This is a genomic window from Weizmannia acidilactici, from assembly GCF_008974185.1.
GTDB lineage: Bacteria > Bacillota > Bacilli > Bacillales > Bacillaceae_C > Weizmannia > Weizmannia acidilactici.
Genome location: NZ_BKZP01000008.1, coordinates 21,860 through 39,879, shown reverse-complemented (window position 1 = coordinate 39,879; position 18,020 = coordinate 21,860). Strand labels below are relative to the sequence as shown.

Genomic DNA, 18,020 nt, shown 5'->3' with positions numbered 1-18,020 from the left:
AATTTTCCCGATCAAATTATACACTTGTCTCGGTTTCTTTCACATCGTAAGCAGCAGGCGTTTCAACTCTACGGGAAGTGAGGCTATGCAGCACCATTCCGGCAATAACGGTCATGATTCCAATCCAGGAAATTAACGGGGTATTGGAATTGATAAAAAAACCATTTCCCCAAAAAGCGCAAACAGTACTTCTAAAGACTGGGTCGCCTCTACGAGTAATAATTTTGCCATATCACCACGGACAAGATCGGTTGCTTTAAAAAACAGTACCGTTGCGATCACCCCGGAAAAAATTGCGACGATGTCCGACTGGATGATTTGCGTTTCAGCAGGCGGCCCGGATGTATACAGACAGTAAAGGGAAAGGATGAACCAAAAAGGCAGACTTGCAAGCGTCATGCCGAGCACGCGCTGGAATGTATCAAGACGCCCTTCGCAAATTTCCATCATTTTGCGGTTCCCCAATGGATATGCAAAAGTTGCCACGAGCACCGGCAATACGCCCAAAGCAATTTGATGCAATGAAATGCGGCCGGCCTGTTCCAGCTGCATAAGAAAAACTCCTAATAAAATCAAAAGCGACCAGCGCAGCCCCAGGAACGGAATTTTTTTCCGCATTTTTACCTGCCCTTTTTTTGTTTGGACGGTTTTAAAAAAGAAAGGCGCCAGCAGCGACCCGGATAATCGTAATCTGCCAGGTGCCCGCAACAAGCCAGCCCGGCGCAAATGCTGCCGCATAACATAACGGCGCATAAAAAAGCACAAAGCCTGAAAAGCTCCACAACAGCCACTGAAAAGGCCGCTTTCGCATTTCCTTCCAAAGCCCGCTAAATTTCTTCCTCGCGAATACAATCGTCAAAAGAAAAGGCACCATAAAAATATACCTTAAAGAAGCGCTCCAAATCCAGCTTCCCCCTGACAGCTCCATCGAACGGTTTAAAATAAATGTCATCGCAAAAAAGAAGGCGGCACATACTCCCAATATGACCGGGCGCATTCCTCCCACACTCCTGTCCCAGCAGTTTTGGAATACAGAAAAATCGAAAAGTCCCTATGAGGGGGCTCTCCCCATCAATATTTTATGAAAAGATTAACGTTTGCAGCTCATTCCAATAGGCACAAATTGTTTCCAAACCTTTGCCAAAGTTTTCTAGATGGAAATGTTCGTTCGGCGCATGGGCATTTTCGGTCGGAAGCGCAAACCCCATCAGCACTACCGGCAGTTTTAAAATGTTATCAAAGGCCGCCACGATCGGAATCGAACCGCCGCCACGGGTATACGTCACCGGCACTTGGTACACTTTTTCATACGCCCTGCCGGCAGCCTGGATGGCCGGGTGGTCCAATGGTGTAACATACGGATAGCCTTTATCAAACTCGGTTACCGTAACGGTTACACCTTTTGGGGTATGGGCATGGATATGTTTTTTCAATAGTTCCAGAATTTCATACGGATCCTGCTTCGGCACGAGCCGGCATGTCATTTTGGCAAACGCTTCGGACGGCAGCACGGTTTTCAGCCCTTCCCCGGTAAAGCCGCTCTGCATGCCGTTGATTTCAAGCGTCGGGCGGACGGATGTCCTTTCCGTATACGAATATCCTTTTTCCCCGAAAAGCTCCGGTACGCCAAGTTGTTTACGCAGTTTTTCCTCATCCACCTGCAATTTGGCGAAGGCTTCTTTTTCTTCAGCTGTCAGTTCCTCCACTTTATCGTAAAATCCTTCCACTAAAACTTTGCCGTCTCTATCATGGAAAGACGCCAATAATTCGACAAGTGCCGTTGCTGCGTTTTGGACACCGCCGCCGTACTCACCCGAATGCAGATCGCTTGTCGCTCCTTTCACATTGATTTGAAGGCCGCATAACCCGCGCAGCCCGTAACAGATCGTTGGCTTATCTTTTTCCGGCATGCCAGTATCGGATATGACGATCAAATCCGCCGCCAAAAGATCCTTATGTTCTTCCACAAAGGCCGGCAGGTGCGGGCTGCCGATTTCTTCCTCTCCTTCGAAAAGCACTTTTATATTGACAGGCAGCTTGCCATCCGTTTGCAGGAACGCATCGATTGCTTTGACATGCATAAAAATCTGCCCTTTATCATCGCTCACACCGCGGGCATAAATTTTATCATCGCGAATTTCCGGCTGAAAGGGATCGCTTTCCCATAAGTTCAGCGGATCAACCGGCTGGACATCGTAATGCCCGTAAATAAGGACAGTTGGTTTCCCATCCGCGTGCAGCCAGTCAGCATAAACAACGGGATGCCCTTTCGTTTTCATGACCTCCGCATGTTCCATTCCGGTTTTCTCCAGTTCCGCTTTTAACCATTCTGCCGCATTCCTGACATCTTCTTTATATTCAGATAAGGAACTGATGCTCGGGATTTTAAGAAAGTCAAACAGTTCCTTAAGATGCTGTTCACGGTGCTCCTGTAAATACTGTTGGTAAGTTTGTGGCATAATGGTACCTCCTTTAATTTCACATTATTATTGTAAACCAAGTTGCATTGTTTTTCCATTTTTAAAAATTCGGTAACTTATATCATTCAAAAGCGCATGGACTCTTACATTTCTTTCGGCGCCTTTATCTCCAATAATCTCAGGCCTTCTTTTAATACTATTTTTACCGATAAAACAAGTGCCAGTCTCGAATATCTCAAGTTTTGATTTTCCAAAATCCGGACAGACGCATAATACTTATTAAATACCTTTGCACGCTCAATCAAATATTTGGCAATTTGCGACGGATCATACTCCTCCAACGATGAATAACATCCGGAAAAGCCATAAGCTCTGTAACAATAGACCAAGCTTCTGCATCTTGTACTGGAAATTCCCCAAATGGTTAAATTTAGGTTTTTCGATCATGTTGACGATCATTTCTTTTTGAAGCAAGACATCCAAAGCCTTACTTAATAACCCGGCAAATACAATGATTCACTTTTATCCCTCCAAATAAAAAATGCCTGTCTCTCTACCAATCCTGTAAAGAGACGGGCGTTTATTCAACCCGCGGTACCACTCTTATTGTTTTTAAGAAAATAAAAACCGTTCCTCATGTGATAACGGAAATCTTCCCGTCTTTCCCTACTTCTGTTCAGGAAAGCCCTTCCAAAGTTCGCTTCATGATTTGCTCCATACTGGGTTTCCACCATCCCCGGCTCTCTTGAATTTCACAAATCAATACTCTCTTTTTCATTGAATTTAACTTTTTTAAAGAATTATATCCAATTTTATAAAAATTACAATAGCGTAATTCCCGTTATTTCATCTTTGAAATGATTTAGCATCTTTTTGCCCGCATGTCTTTCTCAACGTATATCAGGTTTTTTACCTGTTTTCCACTCCGATGCCAGCATGCCGTATACTACGTGATCAACAAAGTGGTCATACAGCCATTCGGACTGCCGGATAATGCCTTCTTCCTTAAATCCAAGCCTTTCGAGAATTGCCCTGCTTTTTGAATTATTAGTGGCAGCCCGGATTTCAACCCGGTTCATATTTAATTGTTTAAAAGCATAATCCGTCATTGCTTTGACTACTTTCGTCATGATGCCGTGCCCCTGATACGGTTCACCGAACCAGTAGCCGATATGGACAGCCCTGTTTGTCCAATCGATTGAATTATAACTTACCGTACCGCAAATCTCCCCGTTAAATAGAACAAACGCGGTCATGCCTTTATTTTCTGCATAATCTTTCAGTGGAGCCCGGATAAAATTTTTTGTATCTTCCACACTCGTTGTTCCATCAAGCCATGGCAGCCACTTGCGAAGATACTGCCTTGACTGATCTGTCAGCTTAAATACGGTTTCTGCATCTCTTAATTCAGGAAGTTTTAATGAAACTTCACCATCAATTTGATATCCAAACATCCATATCTCCCCCGCTATTTTTCTTTTATTCTGCCAATTAATACGTCTACCTCCCCGGCCAGCCGGTGGACAAGCTCATCGGCAGGAAGCTCCCGGCTCAGCCGCGGATTTTGACCGCTCCACATTGCAAGGTAGTCTGCGTTTCCCTGTTTGGCTGCTGTTTTTCGGATTTCCTGCGTAAGTATATTTTGAATCGGATAAGGCGGTAATTCTTTTTCATATTCCGTCATTTCCCGGATAAATCCATTTTCAATTCCGCGTGCCGGCTTGCCGCTGAAAGTAGAAGTGACAACCGTCCGATCCTCAGTGGCCGACAACACCGCTTTTTTATGTAAAGCATGTGCACCGCTTTCCGCCGTCGTTAAAAACGCCGTTCCCATCTGCACCGCCTCCGCGCCTAAAATCAGCGAGGAAAGGATTCCGCGGCCGTCCATGATACCACCCGCTGCAATGACAGGGATGCTTACCGCATCTGCAACCTGAGGGACAAGCGCCATCGTGCCGATCATCGCATGTGCGAAATCACCCTCAAAACTGCCGCGGTGCCCGCCTGCTTCACTCCCTTGCGCAACGACAAGGTCCATTCCGGATTTTTCGTTTAAAATGGCTTCTTCTACTGTAGTGGCCGTACCAATCAAAATGGTTCCGCGCGCTTTTAATTTTTTAATAACAGATTCCGGCGGAATACCGAATGTAAAACTGCAAACTGGCACCTGATAACGGATGACGATCTCGACTTGTTCAAAAAAAACCGAAACATCCACAGCCGGTTTCATATGAACCTTTTCCATTCCAAGTTTTTCGCGAACTGGATCAAGCAATTCGTTTGCCCTTTGCAGTTCTCCATCCTTTACTTTCGGAATTTCCGGCACAAACAAATTTACCCCGAAAGGCTTATTCGTCCCCGCCTTTACCGCTTGAATCGCCGATTTCAAAGCATCCGCTGTCATATACCCGGCACCGATCATGCCGAGCGCACCCGCGTTGGACACAGCCGCAACCAGTTCTGGCGTCGTCACACCGCCTGCCATACCTGCTTGAATGATCGGAAATTGAACGGATAAAATTATTGACGCCTTTGTTTCATGCCACATGAAAACATCCCCTTTTTGAAATCACTATAATTTTAAGTTTATTCTTTTGATTAAGATCCTTCAATATACAAAAAAACTAAAAAAGCAGAAGCCGTCAGTAAGCTTCTGCCTTTTTCTTTCAGCTATTTCTTTCCGCAAATACCGCCATTGCCGCAGCCATAAATGCTGCCAGCCCTTCACCGAACTTGTCGATGTTTTTCGTAAACCGCTCATCATCCACATACATTTGGCCAAGCCCTTTAAAAGACTCCGGAGAATAATGGCCGAAATGGCGGTTTAAATATTCGTACCATTTGCGGATGGCGTCCTGCGCTTCCGTCGAGTCCGGCGCGGTATGGCGAATGCGGGCGAGTTCGCGGTAAATGCCGTTCATTTCATCCGCTAAATCCGATTTTTCATCAGCGGAAAGCTTTTTAAGATTAGCGTTTGCTTTATTCACCGCCTGATCTCCCCACTTTTCACGTGCTTCCTGCTCATACGGATTTCCTTTAAAACGGAACCCTTTAAATTTTTCTTCATTGGACATTTGGATTTCCCCTTTCTCCGATTGGATTTTTTTTCGATCAAGTTGATCATCTTGTTAAGCCGGTTCCGTTTTTCGATCAGCATGTTCCGCTGCAGTTGCAGCGCCTCCAGCCTGTTAAACGAAGGGCTATCGATGATTTCCTTGATCTTTTGCAAAGGGAAGCCCAATTCTTTGAAAAATAAAATTTGCTGCAGGGTTTCCAGATTTTCATCGGAATATTGCCAGTAGCCGGACGGTGAAATTTCCGCCGGCTTTAACAGCCCGATCGCGTCATAATGGCGCAACGTACTGACACTGACGCCGGCAAGATTTGCCGCTTATTTAATTCTCATCATTAATGCCCCTTTCGATCACCACTATAAAGGGTGACGCAGCGAGAGGGTCAAGACGATTTTTCGAGTTTTTCATTTAACGCAAATAAAACTTCGTAAATTTTTACAAAGGCATCCATCAAAGTCATCTCTTCATCGTAACCCGGCACATCATTCAGGCCAAAATTCACATCCCAGATGCCTTCATTTCCTTCAAACATCAATTCACCAGCTATTTCCCCCACAAGCAGTTCCGATAATGCCGATTGAATCGCCTCGCCGTATTTTTTCTGCATCTTCAGCCCGAGCATGCAATTGTAATGGCCGAACACATCATCCAGCTCGAGCGAAATGCCGTCTATCCCAATAATGTCAAACCAGTCAGATTCGACATAAAGATACTCTTTCCTATGCTTTTTTAAATAAACAACCGGCTCGTTTAAAAACTGCGGGGTTTCAACTGCGATCGTTTCATCTGTTTCTTTGTTGCACCGTTCTATGTAGGCATCGAAAAAACGGGCTGTGCTTTCTTTTTCAATAAACTTCACCTTCTGCATTATATCACCGAAAAAACCGGCATGGCGATCAATGTAGTCGAACTCTTGTTTACATAATATAATTATAGAATCCTTATGATTTGTGATATATTTTTTCAGGTTTGTCTTTAGCATGAGCCTTCATCCTTTATTATTCTTCTACCACTCAGTATGTCCCATTTTTATAAGAGTTGTAAAGCGAAAAAATGCGCCAAGGACATAAGCCTTCAGCGCAGTATTTGAAAATGCTTATCAGTTCAATGCTGTTGCTTTATGAAAATCGCGGCCGTCATGGATGGCTTCGACATAGCCGGCGCGGATGACGAAATCGCCGAAATGCTCGCCTTCCTGCCTTTCTTTCGCGTATTGCAGCAGGATCGGGCGGAGGGAAGCCAGGATTTCTTCTTCCCCAATGTTTTCCCTGTACAGGCATGCGAGCCGGTCTCCGGTGAAACTGCCGCCTAAATACAAATTGTATTTTCCCGGGGCTTTCCCGATAAAAGCAATCTCCGCTAGTGCCGGACGTGAGCAACCGTTCGGGCATCCGGACATCCGGATCACGATTTCTTCTTCGCGCAATCCTGCATCATCCAAGATTTCCTCAATTTTTCCGAGCAGTGTCGGCAAGTATCGTTCGGATTCCGCCATGGCCAGGCCACAAGTCGGGAATGCCACACAGGACATCGAATTTCTCCTGAGGGCGGAATAATGCTTGCCGTCCGTTAAATGGTATTTTTCTACCAGCTCATCTATTTTTCCTTTCATTTCATCTGTCACATTTGAAATGATGACATTCTGGTTCGGCGTAAGCCTGAATTCACCTTGATGGATTTTTGCAATTTCACGCAGTCCCGTCATCAGCGGATAACCGTCGAAATCTTTGATCCTTCCGCTTTGGACAAATAACGTAAGATGCCATTTCCCGTCGCCTTTAATCCAGCCGTAACGGTCTCCGTTATGGTCAAAATGGAACGGGCGAGCTTCGCCGAGATCCCAACCGAGCCTTTCATTCAACTCATTTTTGATCCAGTCGAGGCCCCGCGCATCAATGGTATATTTGAAGCGCGCATTTTTCCGGTTTGCGCGGTTGCCGTAATCGCGCTGGATGGATACAACTTTTTCCGCCACTTCAATGACCTGGTTCGGCGCGCAGAAACCGATGATACGCGCAAGCTGCGGATAAGTCTTCGGATCCCCGTGGGTCATCCCCATCCCGCCGCCGACTGCGACATTAAACCCTTCCAGCTTACCGTCATTTAAGATGGCAATAAACCCTAAATCCTGTGAAAAAATATCAACGTCATTGGAAGGCGGCACTGCAAAACCGATCTTAAATTTTCGAGGCAGGTACGTCGGGCCGTAAAGCGGTTCGGAATCGTTCTTTTCTTTGGTGTCGATGATTTTTTCATCTTCCAGCCAAATTTCATGATAAGCGGAAGTCCTCGGCAGCAAGTGGTCGCTCGTTTTTTTCGCCCACTCGTACACTTCTGCATGCACATCCGACTGGTATGGATTCGGATTGCACATCACATTGCGGTTGACATCCCCACAGGCGGCCAAAGTTGTCATCAGCGCCTCGTTCATTTCCCGGATCGCCTGTTTCAAATTCTTTTTTAATATGCCGTGCATTTGGAAAGTCTGCCGCGTAGTCATTCTCAACGTTCCATTCCCGTATTTATGGGCCAGTTCATCCATTACGAGCCACTGTTCCGGTGTCGCAACGCCGCCCGGGATGCGTACCCGCACCATAAACTGGTAAGCAGGCTCGAGTTTCTTTTTGCGCCGTTCATTGCGGACATCGCGGTCATCCTGCTGGTAGCTGCCGTGGAATTTCAGCAATTTATTGTCGTCATCCGAAATGGCGCCGGTTAAAGTGTCTTTAAGTCCCTCCGCAATTGTTCCCCTTAAAAATCGGCTGTTTTCTTTTATTGTTTCAAGCGGATCAAGTTTTTTACCAGACATTATTCTGCTCCTTTCTGTTAATAAACATCACGCTGGTAACGTTTTTGCTGGCGCATGTCTTTTAAATAACCTTCTGCTTCTTCCCTCGTCATATTTCCTTCTTTTTCAAGAATTTCGATCAAAGCTTCATGGACATCGCGAGCCATATGCTTCTCATCGCCGCAGACATAAACATAGGCACCGTCTTCCAGCCACGCATAAAAATCTTTGCTCTTTTCAAACATCCGGTGCTGGACATATACTTTTTCCTCCTGGTCGCGGGAAAAAGCAACGTCCATCCGCTCGAGCACACCGTTTTTCATCCAGTTTTGCCAATCGAGCTGATAAAGAAAGTCGGTCGAAAAATGCTGGTCGCCGAAAAACAGCCATGTTCTTCCGGTAATGCCTTCCGCTTCCCTTTCCTCCAAGAATGAACGGAACGGCGCGACACCGGTGCCCGGCCCGATCATGATAATTGGCGCATCCTGGTCAGCCGGGAGTTTGAAATTCGGATTCCGGTGGACGTAAACCGGCAGGCGGTCGCCCGGCTTAACCCGGCCGGCAATTTGCCCGGAGCAGACGCCCGAACGCAGCCTTCCGTTTGCCTCAAACCGGTCTAAGGCAATCACAAGATGCACTTCGTCCGGATTCGCTTTATAACTGCTTGCGATCGAATAAAGCCGCGGCGGCATTTTCCGGAGGATTTTCACAAAAACTTCCGGTTTCACTTTTTGCGGCGGGAAATCTTCCACCAAATCGACCAGATCACGGCCGTTAAGATAAGCTTTTGCCTCATCTTCCTTTTCGAGCAATGTCGCCAAAGCGCTGTTTTCGAAAAGCGTTCCCGCCTGCTGGAGCAGTGGTTTTGTTAATCTCGTAATTTCATAGTGGTAAAGCAAAGCTTCCCTTATCGGCAGGACATCGCCTTTTTTATTGATCGTGACCGGTTCCTCAGGGTTCCAGTTCAGCTTTTGGATCAGCCGGTCAACCAGTTCCGGTTCATTTTCCGGATAGATCCCTATGCTGTCCCCAGGTTCAAACGTGAAGTTTGATCCTTCAAGCGACAATTCAAGATGATGTGTCTCTTTATTCGAACCTTCCCAGTTTAAATTGATATTTTCAAGTACTTCCGCATGGAATGGATTGGATTTTGAAAAAGCGGTTTCCTGCGCTTTTGGAGCTGCCCCTGCAGTCTCTCCGCCTGCTGGATACAGGCTTTCGGACGCCTCCAGCACGCCTGTAACGCCTTCAAACCACTCCGCTGCCGATTCCTCATAATCGACATCGCAATCAACACGCGGATAAAACCGTTCTCCGCCCAACTCTTCCAATTTTTTGTCGATATCTTTTCCGGTTTTGCAGAAAAATTCATAAGACTGGTCCCCGAGTGCCAATACAGAAAACTTGACTCCATCCAGTTTCGGGGCTTTTCTGCTGTGGATCAATTCATAAAAAGATAAGGCGTTGTCCGGCGGATCCCCTTCTCCCTGAGTGCTTGTGATGATCAACAGGTGTTTGGCATTCTTTAAATCTCTCGGTTTTACAGCATCCAACGGTGAAAAAGATACTTTGAACTGTTTTTCTTTCAACTTAGCGGAAAATTCTTCGGCAAGGGACTGGGCATTTCCGGTCTCTGAACCGTAAAGAACCGTAACTTCTTTCGTAGCAAGCTGCACTGTTTTTTCCGCAACTGCAACGGAACCTGTATCATTCGCCGCTTGTTCAGCGAGCGGATAAGTTAAATAACCGCTCAACCACAATTTTTGCTGATCCGATAAGGTTTCCAGCAATCGGTTCAATTGTTCTGCCTGTTCTTTACTAAATGGGCTGTTTTGTACGCTTAATGGCAAGATTTCCACCTCACACAAACTTGTTTTATCGCAATGCCTTATATGTATGTTTGTGTTATCTATCGATTCTTAATCCAAATAGACAGGGATGTTTACTTGGATTTGCAGTAACAGCTACCTCCTTGTTTTTGTGCCTATCCCACTAAAAAACCCTTCTTACCGAAAGATAAGAAGAGTTGCGATCCACGCGATTCAACTATTCTTATCTTTCAGACAAATGTCTGCAGGAATTGGCACAGTGTTTTTCAACCTGTTGCCGAGGTTTCAAAGGGCCCTTCCCTCCACCTCTCTTGATAAGAAGTAATAAAAATTATTTAGAAATCATTGAAAACTATTATATAGTTAATTTGCCCAATAGTCAATTATTTTTCGAAAACATATTTGGAAATTGTCTTATAAATGTTGTGTTCCGCGGTTCGGATGGTCAGTTTGAATCACCCGTCTTCGTTCCTTGGTGGAAACGCATCTTCCACTTGCCTTCTGTATGCTTCCATATCGAGCTGCGCAGGGAATGCTGCCCGTTTTCTTTATTAAAAATATGGTAAGTCACAAGTACAATTTCTTCGGACAAGGGATGGATTTCAAAATCACTCAAAACCATTTCCACCTTTCCGATTCCCTCTTCCCCGATTTCCTCGTTTTTGTATAAAATTTTTCCGGAACTGCCGATCTCGAAAAAATTGTCGGCAAGCAATTTTTTTAGTTCTTCCCGTGATCCCCGGACTTCCGGCTGTAATAATTTTTCTTCTAGCTGCTCTAAGTGTTCTTTTAATGAAAGTTGATTAACCATGTTTATTCATCTCGCATTTTTTAATAATTGTACCAAATAATGTGCAAAAATACAGTTGGCATTTTTAATTTTGTTGAGAGTTCGGTAATATTTAATGGGAAGATGTTTATACCCCACGGGAACGGGCGCGGCCTTCCCGCCATCATTACCGGTGCCGGCCCAAAAGCCCCTTTTAAGCAGAAATGTTACTCAAATGGTCTTTATAAAGCTTCTAAGGACTGTTTCAGGAGTTTTATTTTGCTCGAACGGTCCTGACAAAGCTTCTTAAAACCATTTCTTCGGGAAAATTTTCCTCTAACGTGGCTGGCCCAAAAATCGGTAAACAGACTTAGGGGTCCTTTTTTATCGAAGAATGTTGATGATCGAGAAATTCACGCACTTTCCGCTTTCCACACGCATCGCTAGCCTCCTCGCTCGTACCTTAGCACGAGGGGGCTCTTCTTGCTCGCTTATCCCGCAGGAGTCTCGTAAATTTCGCGATCATCAACAGGTAAGATTCCATATGCTATATTTTTATTGGATGTGCAGTTATCGCGCTCCTGGGCACCATGCTGCCGATAAAGCCCCTGCCGCAAAGCGGTTGGGAAATGGAATATCAAAATAACTTAAAGCTATAAAAATAATGGGGTGGGAAAATGAATGTCATTCCAAAAAGCGATATGCCGGAAGCTGTTGTAAGTGCATTTTTTACCAAACATTGGGATGCTCGGAAATGGTGATTTCAAGCGGCATATATAAATGTGACAAACTGGATGGTTTTGCCGCAGTCAGCGAAGATAACAAGATGATTGGTTTAGTTACTTATATAATAAGAGAAAACGAATGCGAGATGATCTCACTGGACAGTATCGTGGAAGACAAAGGAGTCGGATCCGCCCTCCTGAAGGAAGTTGAAAAAGCGGAAAAAGAAAAATCATGTTCGCAAATCAAACTGATCACAACGAATGATAATTTGCATGCGCTGAAGTTTTACCAAAAAAAGGGTTACAGGTTGGCCAATTGTTTATAAATGCCGGTGAAGAGGCAAGAAAAAGAAAGCCGGGGATCCCGCTTATTGCAGACAACAGAATACCGATCCGGGATGAAATACTGTTGGTAAAAAAACTTTAGAAAGAGTGGGCAATCACGGCTGAATATGTAAAAGAATCCAGAAAATTTATTGTAAGCATACCAATTATTTTCGCCGGCTCAACCGTCATTGTCATGAACGAAAAGCGCGAGATGTTATTCCAGTTCCGCTCCGATACAAAAGAATGGAGTTTCCGGGCGGGTGCGATGGAAATAGGTGAAAGTTTTGAAGAAACGGAAAGCCCGCGCATTGTATGAGGAAACCGGCCTGCGCGAAAGCATCTTTTCGGTTTGTTGATCTGTTGCCCGGAAAAGAATTATATTTCCGGTATCCAAACAGAGATGAAATAACAATGTCATCGGCGTTTAGATCGCTGAAGGGGCCACAGGCGAATTGGCCATGGAAGACGGCGAGAGCTTACACCTAAAATATTTTTCGCTTAAACAACTGCCTACAATTTGGACGAAAGAGCCAAAATCATTTTAGAAAAGTACATTTAGCCGCCTTCAAGAAGCAATGCATGCTTCATGCACTGCTTCTTTTATTTTTTCCATTATATTGGCCAAGCAGAAATGGACGCTGGCGTATCAAATTCGCCGATTTCCAAAGAATGGTTGCCGTTCGGGATCACTTCGATTTGAAAACGGGTTTGGCGCAGCTGTTCAATTTTGTCAATATCAAAATGCAGGTCCTGATCCCCGATCACGAGCAGGCCGGCATGTCCGCTTTTCAAAAGCGATTCAAAAACCGGTACAATATTTAACAGCGGTGTAAGCAAAATTTTCGAACCGGAAAAACCCTGCCTTTTCATCAGTGCATTCGCGATGGAAATCGTCCCGAGCGACTTTCCGAGAAAAACACTATCTTGATATTCCCCGTTTTGGAGCACTTCTTCGATCACCGTATCAATGTCAGCCATAAGCGTTTCCGTAACGTCCTCAAGCGGCTTTTTCAGCAGATCGGCTTCATACGCGTAATGGATCTGGACAACATCGATACGGTTTTCCAACATCACCATCGTAGCATAGTAAAGGAGCGGTTTTTCGTATGTATACCCGTCGCCGGAGAACATGAAGCAAATCCGATCAGAATCTGTTTTGGCATGCGTATAGCGGATTGGATGACCCGTGTGTAAAACTTTATTTTCGGCCATAATTTGGATGTGCTTTCTCCCCTTTCATGTAAGGTTATTCCAAATACTCGTCCGCCAAGCTTTCACGAAGATAATGCGCCATACCGGTTTTAATTTTTTTAAAGCCAAATTTTCGGTAAAATGCTTCATTTCCCGATGGTGGAGATCAAATGGACGCAGGAAACACCGCGCAGTTCACGAAGCAAATATTCCATGATGTACCTTGCGACGCCGCGGCCTTGAAAATCGCGGTGTACGACGACATCGTAAATGGCAGCATTAAAAACGCAGTCTGACAGTGCCCGGCCAAAACCGACAATCCTGCTCCGACGCCAATGCAGTCACATTGCTTGAAAAACCTGTGTAATGATCGCTTTCGTATGATTATTCCAGCCGACAGATTGATAGATTTCTACCATTTCATCCAAATTTGCCTGTGAAAAATCATCAAGAATTTTAATGTCCAACAGATCGTTTTCCTCTCCACTTATTGTTGATACAATAATTTCCGAAACGGCTTCCGCCAAGCTTCGGCCAGCGCTTCTACGCTTAAAATTTCCGCCATCGCAGCATAATTCGTCTTATCATGATATCTGATTTGATTGAGATACAAAATGGAAAGCTGCTTTTCCCCTTTTTCCAGCAAAATGAACCGATCATTTTTTTGGACAAAGCCTTCTTTCAAGACGCGCATGTAAAAGCCGGTATAGCCGGTTTCTATGATATCAGCCGGAAAACGATCCAATTCGTATCTTGCCGCAATTTTATAGCACGGTTCACGCGGCTGGGACACTTGTACAACCGCTTCCCCCATTTGAAAAACATCCCCGATATGTATATCCGCTTCCGTCAGCCCGGAAAGTGTAATATTTTCGCCGAACGCCCCGGGTTCAAACGTGCGGTTGAACTTTTTTTCCCATACAGGAAAATGGTCAGCAATATAGACACAGACCGCCTTGTCTTCGCCTCCGTGATGGACGATATCCGCCTGCTCGTCGCCCTCAAAATTGATTTTTGCTAAAAAAACCGGGCCGTCCTGCGGTGCTTTAAAAATCCCGCTCTGCACAACTTTCTTTTTATACGGCAGTGGCTGCGGTTTGCCAACATTTACCGAAACGACAACGCCCTTTGCCATTCATCATCGCTCCTTTTTAAACTGTTTGTCTAAATTTTACCATAACGGAAATCCGGTTTGATAAACAATTGAAAAAAGAATATGAAAATGGAACGGGATCCCTTAATTTAAACACGAATATTTCACTTTTTCATCAACCGCCCTCATATATTCATTTTTATCTTCCACATGGTTTTCGATATCAAATGGTAATGTTTCCAATACTTCTTTTAACTGGATGTTCCGCTGTTCTTGTCTTGGTGCGAAATCATGCAGTCCCTGAATGCCAGTCGCATTTCACCTGTCTGTCAATCAGATTAAATAACGCTTCCTTATGATGTTGCTGCAGAAATTCTACGTATAGTTGACCATCAATGTTATGATTGAACATCACCATCCCCTGTCAAATTTTACTTTTTTGTGAATTTATAATGCTAAAATTTAATTAAGATACGATGAACCGGAGGATGATATGAAATTTAGAAAAGCTGCACCAAAAGGTGGAAGGGATTGCGAAAGTGCATGTGGATGCGTGGAAAACGACTTACAAAGGGATCGTGCCTGATGCCTGCCTGGACACCCTGACATACGAGGAAAAAATAACACTTTGGAATCAAGTGCTGGCCGATTCCCACCAAACTGTATTTATGACTGAAAATCAAAAAGGGAAAATGATCAGTTTTACCGGCGGCGGTAAAACGAAAGCAAATAAACAAGAAAGCTCCGGTTATTTAATAGCCATCTATATTTTAAAAGAATCCCGGCGCTAAAGTACCTGGCAGGAACTGGTTGAAGCATTATTCACACAAATGAAAAAGAAGGGGTTTGAACCATACTTGTAGATGGATTTGAAGAAACCCCTCCCGTTATTTCTATGAAAAAAGAAACAACAACCATTGGAGATTCCGATCTCGGTCAGCCGGTTTACATATGGAACATTTAGATCATCAAGTTAACTCTTTTTTCAAGGCTGCCGCAGCAATTGCTGCATCTCCAGCACCCGCAATTGCAGAAATCACCGAGATGCCATCAGCGCCGGCTTCTATGACGCTTTTTGCATTGCCGCGGCCAATTCCGCCGATCCCGACGATTGGCAGCCGGATACCGTTTTTCCGCATATCAGTGATCACAGATGTTCCTTGCGCCGCTTTTGCATCTTCTTTCGATTTCGTCGGGAAAATCGGGCCTACCCCGAGATAATCCGCCCCGCCGTTTACTGCTTGCCTTGCTTCTTCGACAGTATGAGCTGAAACACCGATGATTTTATTCCCGATTTTTTCGCGAACCGATTCCAACGGCTCATCTTCCTGCCCGATATGCACGCCGTCCGTATCCAGTTCCAAAGCCAAATCAATATCATCATTTACGATAAAAGGAATGCCATGGTTTTTGCATATCCATTGCAATTCCTCTCCAAGTGCTTTCTTTTCATCTCCTTTAAGCGCACCTTTTCCTTTTTCCCGGAACTGAAATAAAGTAACACCGCCATTGATAGCATCTTCCAACACCTGCTGCGGGCGGGACTGGCAGTTCGGGCTGCCCATAATGAAATACAATTTCAATGCAGCGCGCAAATCTTTCTCCTCTATCATTTTACCATGCTCCTTTTCCTGTACGCCCAGTGGTTTGTCGGCCCGTGCCCGTTTCCGATTTGGATGCCGTCTTCAATCGCAGCCGTAATAAAATCTTTCGCTGTTGCTACTGCATCGAAAACGTCCGCGCCTTTTGCCAGCTCTGCCGTAATGGCGGATGAGAACGTGCAGCCGGTTCCATGTGTATTTTTCGTTACGAATCTTTTGGCGGTGTACTCGTAAAAGTTCCGCCCATCAAAAAGCAAATCGCGGGATACCGGGGAATTTTCGTGGTGGCCGCCTTTAATCATGACATACCGGACCCCGGAATCTGAAATGATCCGGGCTGCTTCTTTCATATCCGGGAAATGATGGATCTTAATTCCTGAAAGCTCTTCTGCTTCGGGAATATTCGGTGTCACAATGAATGCAAGGGGGAGCAGCTTATTTTTTAAAGCGTGTATCGCTTCCTGCTGCAGCAGCGTTTCCCCGCCTTTGGCAATCATCACCGGATCGACAACGGTTTTTTCCCAATGATATTCCTTGATTTTCTCCGCAATAGCCTCAATAATGGCAGAATCAAACAGCATTCCTGTTTTTAATGCGTCCGTCCCCATATCTTCCGCAATCGAATCGATTTGACGGACCACCGCTTCCGTCCCTAATGGAAAAACGCCCTGGACACCGAGCGTATTTTGGGCGGTTACGGCGGTAATCACCGACATGCCATACACTTCCAGTTCCTGAAACGTTTTTAAGTCCGCCTGAATGCCTGCACCGCCGCCACAGTCGGAACCGGCAATCGTCAACGCTTTTTTCATTGAATAATCCCTGCTTTCTTTTCAAACGAACCATACGCTTCCAAATCCTCGGCACTAAGCGTTGCAAGCTGGTTTAAAAATTCGATTTGAAAACTTCCCGGCAAATCCGCTCTTGCTTTTTCCCGTGCGATTTCGGCAGCTGTACCGTACATAACAAGTGCCGATACGGCAGCTGTAACCGGATCTTTTTCCACAGCCAAAAACGCGCCGCAAACGGCAGACAAGAGGCACCCGGTTCCAGTCACTTTTGTTAATATTGGATGGCCGTTATGTACGAGATAGACATCAGACCCGTTTGACACCGCATCCGTTTTCCCGCTCACCACTACCGTTGTGTTGAGTTCTTTCGCAGCTCTTAGCGCCAGTTCGCCGGCATCCAAGTTGGTTTCTCCTGCATCCACTCCCTTAATCTTCGACTTCATTCCGATCAGATTTGCGATTTCCGACGCATTGCCCCTGATGGCGGTAAAATTTATTTCCTGCAAAAGTTTCTGTGCAGTTTCCGTCCGGAAATGCGTTGCCCCTGCAGCAACGGGATCGAGCACAACCGGAACATCGTTTTCGTTTGCGGATTTTCCCGCTAAAATCATCGCATCGACTATTCTTTCATTTAAAGTGCCGATGTTCAGTACAACCGCATTTGCTGCTTTCGCCATTTCGGCCGTTTCTTCCACGGCATCTGCCATCACAGGCGAAGCCCCGAGGGCCAAAAGCCCGTTTGCCGTAAAATTGGCAACGACAATGTTGGTGATATTATGGATGAGCGGATTTACCGCCCTGATTTTTTCAAGCAGTTCAATCGGTTTTGTTTTTTCCATTTTGATCTCCTCCTAATCCATTACGAGTCCACCGGCGACGACAAGTTTTTGCCCGGTCACGGCTCTTGCCCATGGAAATGCAAAAATAGCATTGCTTCTGCATCATCTTTCCGATTCCGTGATTTTTTTATAGCAGCGTTGTTGCTTCTATTTATTTAAGTATTTTCTCCTAAATGTTCCTGTAAATCTTTTCCTTTTTGCTCACTTTCAAAATAGTAAATGACAACTTTCGCCCCCCTCTCTTGCAAAAGCTTTTACAATTGCCCTTCCCAATCCCCTGCTTCCGCTTGTTACAAGCACCACTTGTTCTTCCAGTTTCATTTATCCCATCCTTTCCAATGCAAAAAAGCCAGGCCCGTAAAGACCTGACTTGATCAGCAAAAAGTATTGTTCATTCAAAATCCTACTTTCCTACGCCGGTATGATCCGGATCAGGTCCAAAGGGTTGAAAAACAAATGTTTTTCTCTCAGCCCGCCATTTGGGCACCCCTAGTAGTCTGAAATATTTACTTTTTACCAATTATATGCTTTTTATTTTCCCTTGTAAAGTGTACACGGGCACATTATTCGGCA

13 protein-coding genes, 5 pseudogenes, 2 riboswitches and 1 other annotated feature are annotated in these 18,020 nt (G+C 45.1%); of the genes and pseudogenes, 2 read left to right on the top strand and 16 right to left on the bottom strand.

The window, feature by feature from the left end; translation table 11 throughout:
• Positions 1–16 precede the first annotated feature (16 nt).
• From BpJC4_RS05205 to BpJC4_RS05160, 10 genes and pseudogenes are all read right to left on the bottom strand, one after another.
• A pseudogene (locus BpJC4_RS05205) lies at positions 17–997 on the bottom strand (DMT family transporter).
• 82 nt (positions 998–1,079) lie between these two features.
• Complete coding sequence (locus tag BpJC4_RS05200) at positions 1,080–2,459, bottom strand: dipeptidase (protein WP_151697603.1); 1,380 nt, start codon at positions 2,457–2,459, stop codon at positions 1,080–1,082.
• Between the two features lie 104 nt (positions 2,460–2,563).
• Positions 2,564–2,761: a DALR anticodon-binding domain-containing protein gene (locus BpJC4_RS05195; protein ID WP_253718581.1), complete on the bottom strand. Its 198-nt coding sequence runs from the start codon at positions 2,759–2,761 to the stop codon at positions 2,564–2,566.
• 224 nt (positions 2,762–2,985) lie between these two features.
• Positions 2,986–3,207 (bottom strand) — a binding site (T-box leader).
• A 103-nt stretch (positions 3,208–3,310) separates the two neighbouring features.
• Positions 3,311–3,874, bottom strand: coding sequence for a GNAT family N-acetyltransferase (locus tag BpJC4_RS05190; protein WP_151681469.1), 564 nt, complete (start codon positions 3,872–3,874; stop codon positions 3,311–3,313).
• 14 nt (positions 3,875–3,888) lie between these two features.
• Positions 3,889–4,968: an NAD(P)H-dependent flavin oxidoreductase gene (locus BpJC4_RS05185; RefSeq protein WP_151681468.1), complete on the bottom strand. Its 1,080-nt coding sequence runs from the start codon at positions 4,966–4,968 to the stop codon at positions 3,889–3,891.
• 118 nt (positions 4,969–5,086) lie between these two features.
• Positions 5,087–5,778: pseudogene (locus BpJC4_RS05180) on the bottom strand (MerR family transcriptional regulator).
• A gap of 98 nt (positions 5,779–5,876) precedes the next feature.
• Positions 5,877–6,476 (bottom strand): hypothetical protein, encoded by a 600-nt coding sequence (locus BpJC4_RS05175; RefSeq protein WP_151681467.1) that lies wholly within the window; start codon positions 6,474–6,476, stop codon positions 5,877–5,879.
• A gap of 117 nt (positions 6,477–6,593) precedes the next feature.
• Complete coding sequence (gene cysI / locus BpJC4_RS05170) at positions 6,594–8,303, bottom strand: assimilatory sulfite reductase (NADPH) hemoprotein subunit (protein ID WP_151681466.1); 1,710 nt, start codon at positions 8,301–8,303, stop codon at positions 6,594–6,596.
• Positions 8,304–8,320: 17 nt separating this feature from the next.
• Complete coding sequence (locus BpJC4_RS05165) at positions 8,321–10,132, bottom strand: assimilatory sulfite reductase (NADPH) flavoprotein subunit (protein ID WP_172967419.1); 1,812 nt, start codon at positions 10,130–10,132, stop codon at positions 8,321–8,323.
• A 199-nt stretch (positions 10,133–10,331) separates the two neighbouring features.
• Positions 10,332–10,432, bottom strand: a riboswitch (SAM riboswitch).
• Positions 10,433–10,556: 124 nt separating this feature from the next.
• Positions 10,557–10,922 (bottom strand): nuclear transport factor 2 family protein, encoded by a 366-nt coding sequence (locus tag BpJC4_RS05160; RefSeq protein WP_151681464.1) that lies wholly within the window; start codon positions 10,920–10,922, stop codon positions 10,557–10,559.
• Between the two features lie 635 nt (positions 10,923–11,557).
• Here BpJC4_RS05160 and BpJC4_RS05155 point away from each other — a divergent pair.
• Positions 11,558–12,032 (top strand): annotated as a pseudogene (locus BpJC4_RS05155) (GNAT family N-acetyltransferase).
• 465 nt (positions 12,033–12,497) lie between these two features.
• On the opposite strand, the pseudogene BpJC4_RS05150 reads toward BpJC4_RS05155, so the two are convergent.
• The 3 genes and pseudogenes from BpJC4_RS05150 to BpJC4_RS05140 form a co-directional block, all read right to left on the bottom strand.
• Positions 12,498–13,144, bottom strand: a pseudogene (locus tag BpJC4_RS05150) (alpha/beta hydrolase).
• Between the two features lie 34 nt (positions 13,145–13,178).
• A pseudogene (locus tag BpJC4_RS05145) lies at positions 13,179–13,590 on the bottom strand (GNAT family N-acetyltransferase).
• Between the two features lie 20 nt (positions 13,591–13,610).
• The gene (locus BpJC4_RS05140) at positions 13,611–14,258 is read right to left on the bottom strand and encodes an MOSC domain-containing protein (protein WP_151681463.1); all 648 of its coding nucleotides are present in this window, start codon (positions 14,256–14,258) and stop codon (positions 13,611–13,613) included.
• A gap of 479 nt (positions 14,259–14,737) precedes the next feature.
• Here BpJC4_RS05140 and BpJC4_RS05135 point away from each other — a divergent pair, with 479 nt between their 5' ends.
• Positions 14,738–15,007, top strand: a complete 270-nt coding sequence (locus BpJC4_RS05135) for a hypothetical protein (protein ID WP_151681462.1) — start codon at positions 14,738–14,740, stop codon at positions 15,005–15,007.
• Between the two features lie 177 nt (positions 15,008–15,184).
• On the opposite strand, the gene thiE is transcribed toward BpJC4_RS05135, so the two are convergent.
• The 3 genes from thiE to thiM are packed head-to-tail and all read right to left on the bottom strand — an operon-like array spanning position 15,185 to position 17,447.
• The gene (gene thiE / locus BpJC4_RS05130; RefSeq protein ID WP_172967492.1) at positions 15,185–15,829 is read right to left on the bottom strand and encodes a thiamine phosphate synthase; all 645 of its coding nucleotides are present in this window, start codon (positions 15,827–15,829) and stop codon (positions 15,185–15,187) included.
• Positions 15,826–16,629, bottom strand: a complete 804-nt coding sequence (gene thiD / locus BpJC4_RS05125; RefSeq protein WP_151681461.1) for a bifunctional hydroxymethylpyrimidine kinase/phosphomethylpyrimidine kinase — start codon at positions 16,627–16,629, stop codon at positions 15,826–15,828. The genes thiE and thiD overlap by 4 nt, the downstream gene beginning before the upstream one ends.
• Complete coding sequence (thiM, locus tag BpJC4_RS05120) at positions 16,626–17,447, bottom strand: hydroxyethylthiazole kinase (RefSeq protein WP_151681460.1); 822 nt, start codon at positions 17,445–17,447, stop codon at positions 16,626–16,628. The genes thiD and thiM overlap by 4 nt, the downstream gene beginning before the upstream one ends.
• A 391-nt stretch (positions 17,448–17,838) precedes the next feature.
• Positions 17,839–17,948: riboswitch (TPP riboswitch) on the bottom strand.
• Between the last annotated feature and the right edge of the window lie 72 nt (positions 17,949–18,020).

Coding starts and splice junctions, on each gene's coding strand:
- BpJC4_RS05190 (WP_151681469.1), bottom strand. CDS start 3,874: ATGTTTGGATATCAAATTGATGGTGAAGTTTCATTAAAACTTCCTGAA.
- thiE (WP_172967492.1), bottom strand. CDS start 15,829: ATGATAGAGGAGAAAGATTTGCGCGCTGCATTGAAATTGTATTTCATT.
- cysI (WP_151681466.1), bottom strand. CDS start 8,303: ATGTCTGGTAAAAAACTTGATCCGCTTGAAACAATAAAAGAAAACAGC.
- thiM (WP_151681460.1), bottom strand. CDS start 17,447: ATGGAAAAAACAAAACCGATTGAACTGCTTGAAAAAATCAGGGCGGTA.
- BpJC4_RS05200 (WP_151697603.1), bottom strand. CDS start 2,459: ATGCCACAAACTTACCAACAGTATTTACAGGAGCACCGTGAACAGCAT.
- BpJC4_RS05160 (WP_151681464.1), bottom strand. CDS start 10,922: ATGGTTAATCAACTTTCATTAAAAGAACACTTAGAGCAGCTAGAAGAA.
- BpJC4_RS05185 (WP_151681468.1), bottom strand. CDS start 4,968: ATGTGGCATGAAACAAAGGCGTCAATAATTTTATCCGTTCAATTTCCG.
- BpJC4_RS05175 (WP_151681467.1), bottom strand. CDS start 6,476: ATGCTAAAGACAAACCTGAAAAAATATATCACAAATCATAAGGATTCT.
- thiD (WP_151681461.1), bottom strand. CDS start 16,629: ATGAAAAAAGCGTTGACGATTGCCGGTTCCGACTGTGGCGGCGGTGCA.
- BpJC4_RS05140 (WP_151681463.1), bottom strand. CDS start 14,258: ATGGCAAAGGGCGTTGTCGTTTCGGTAAATGTTGGCAAACCGCAGCCA.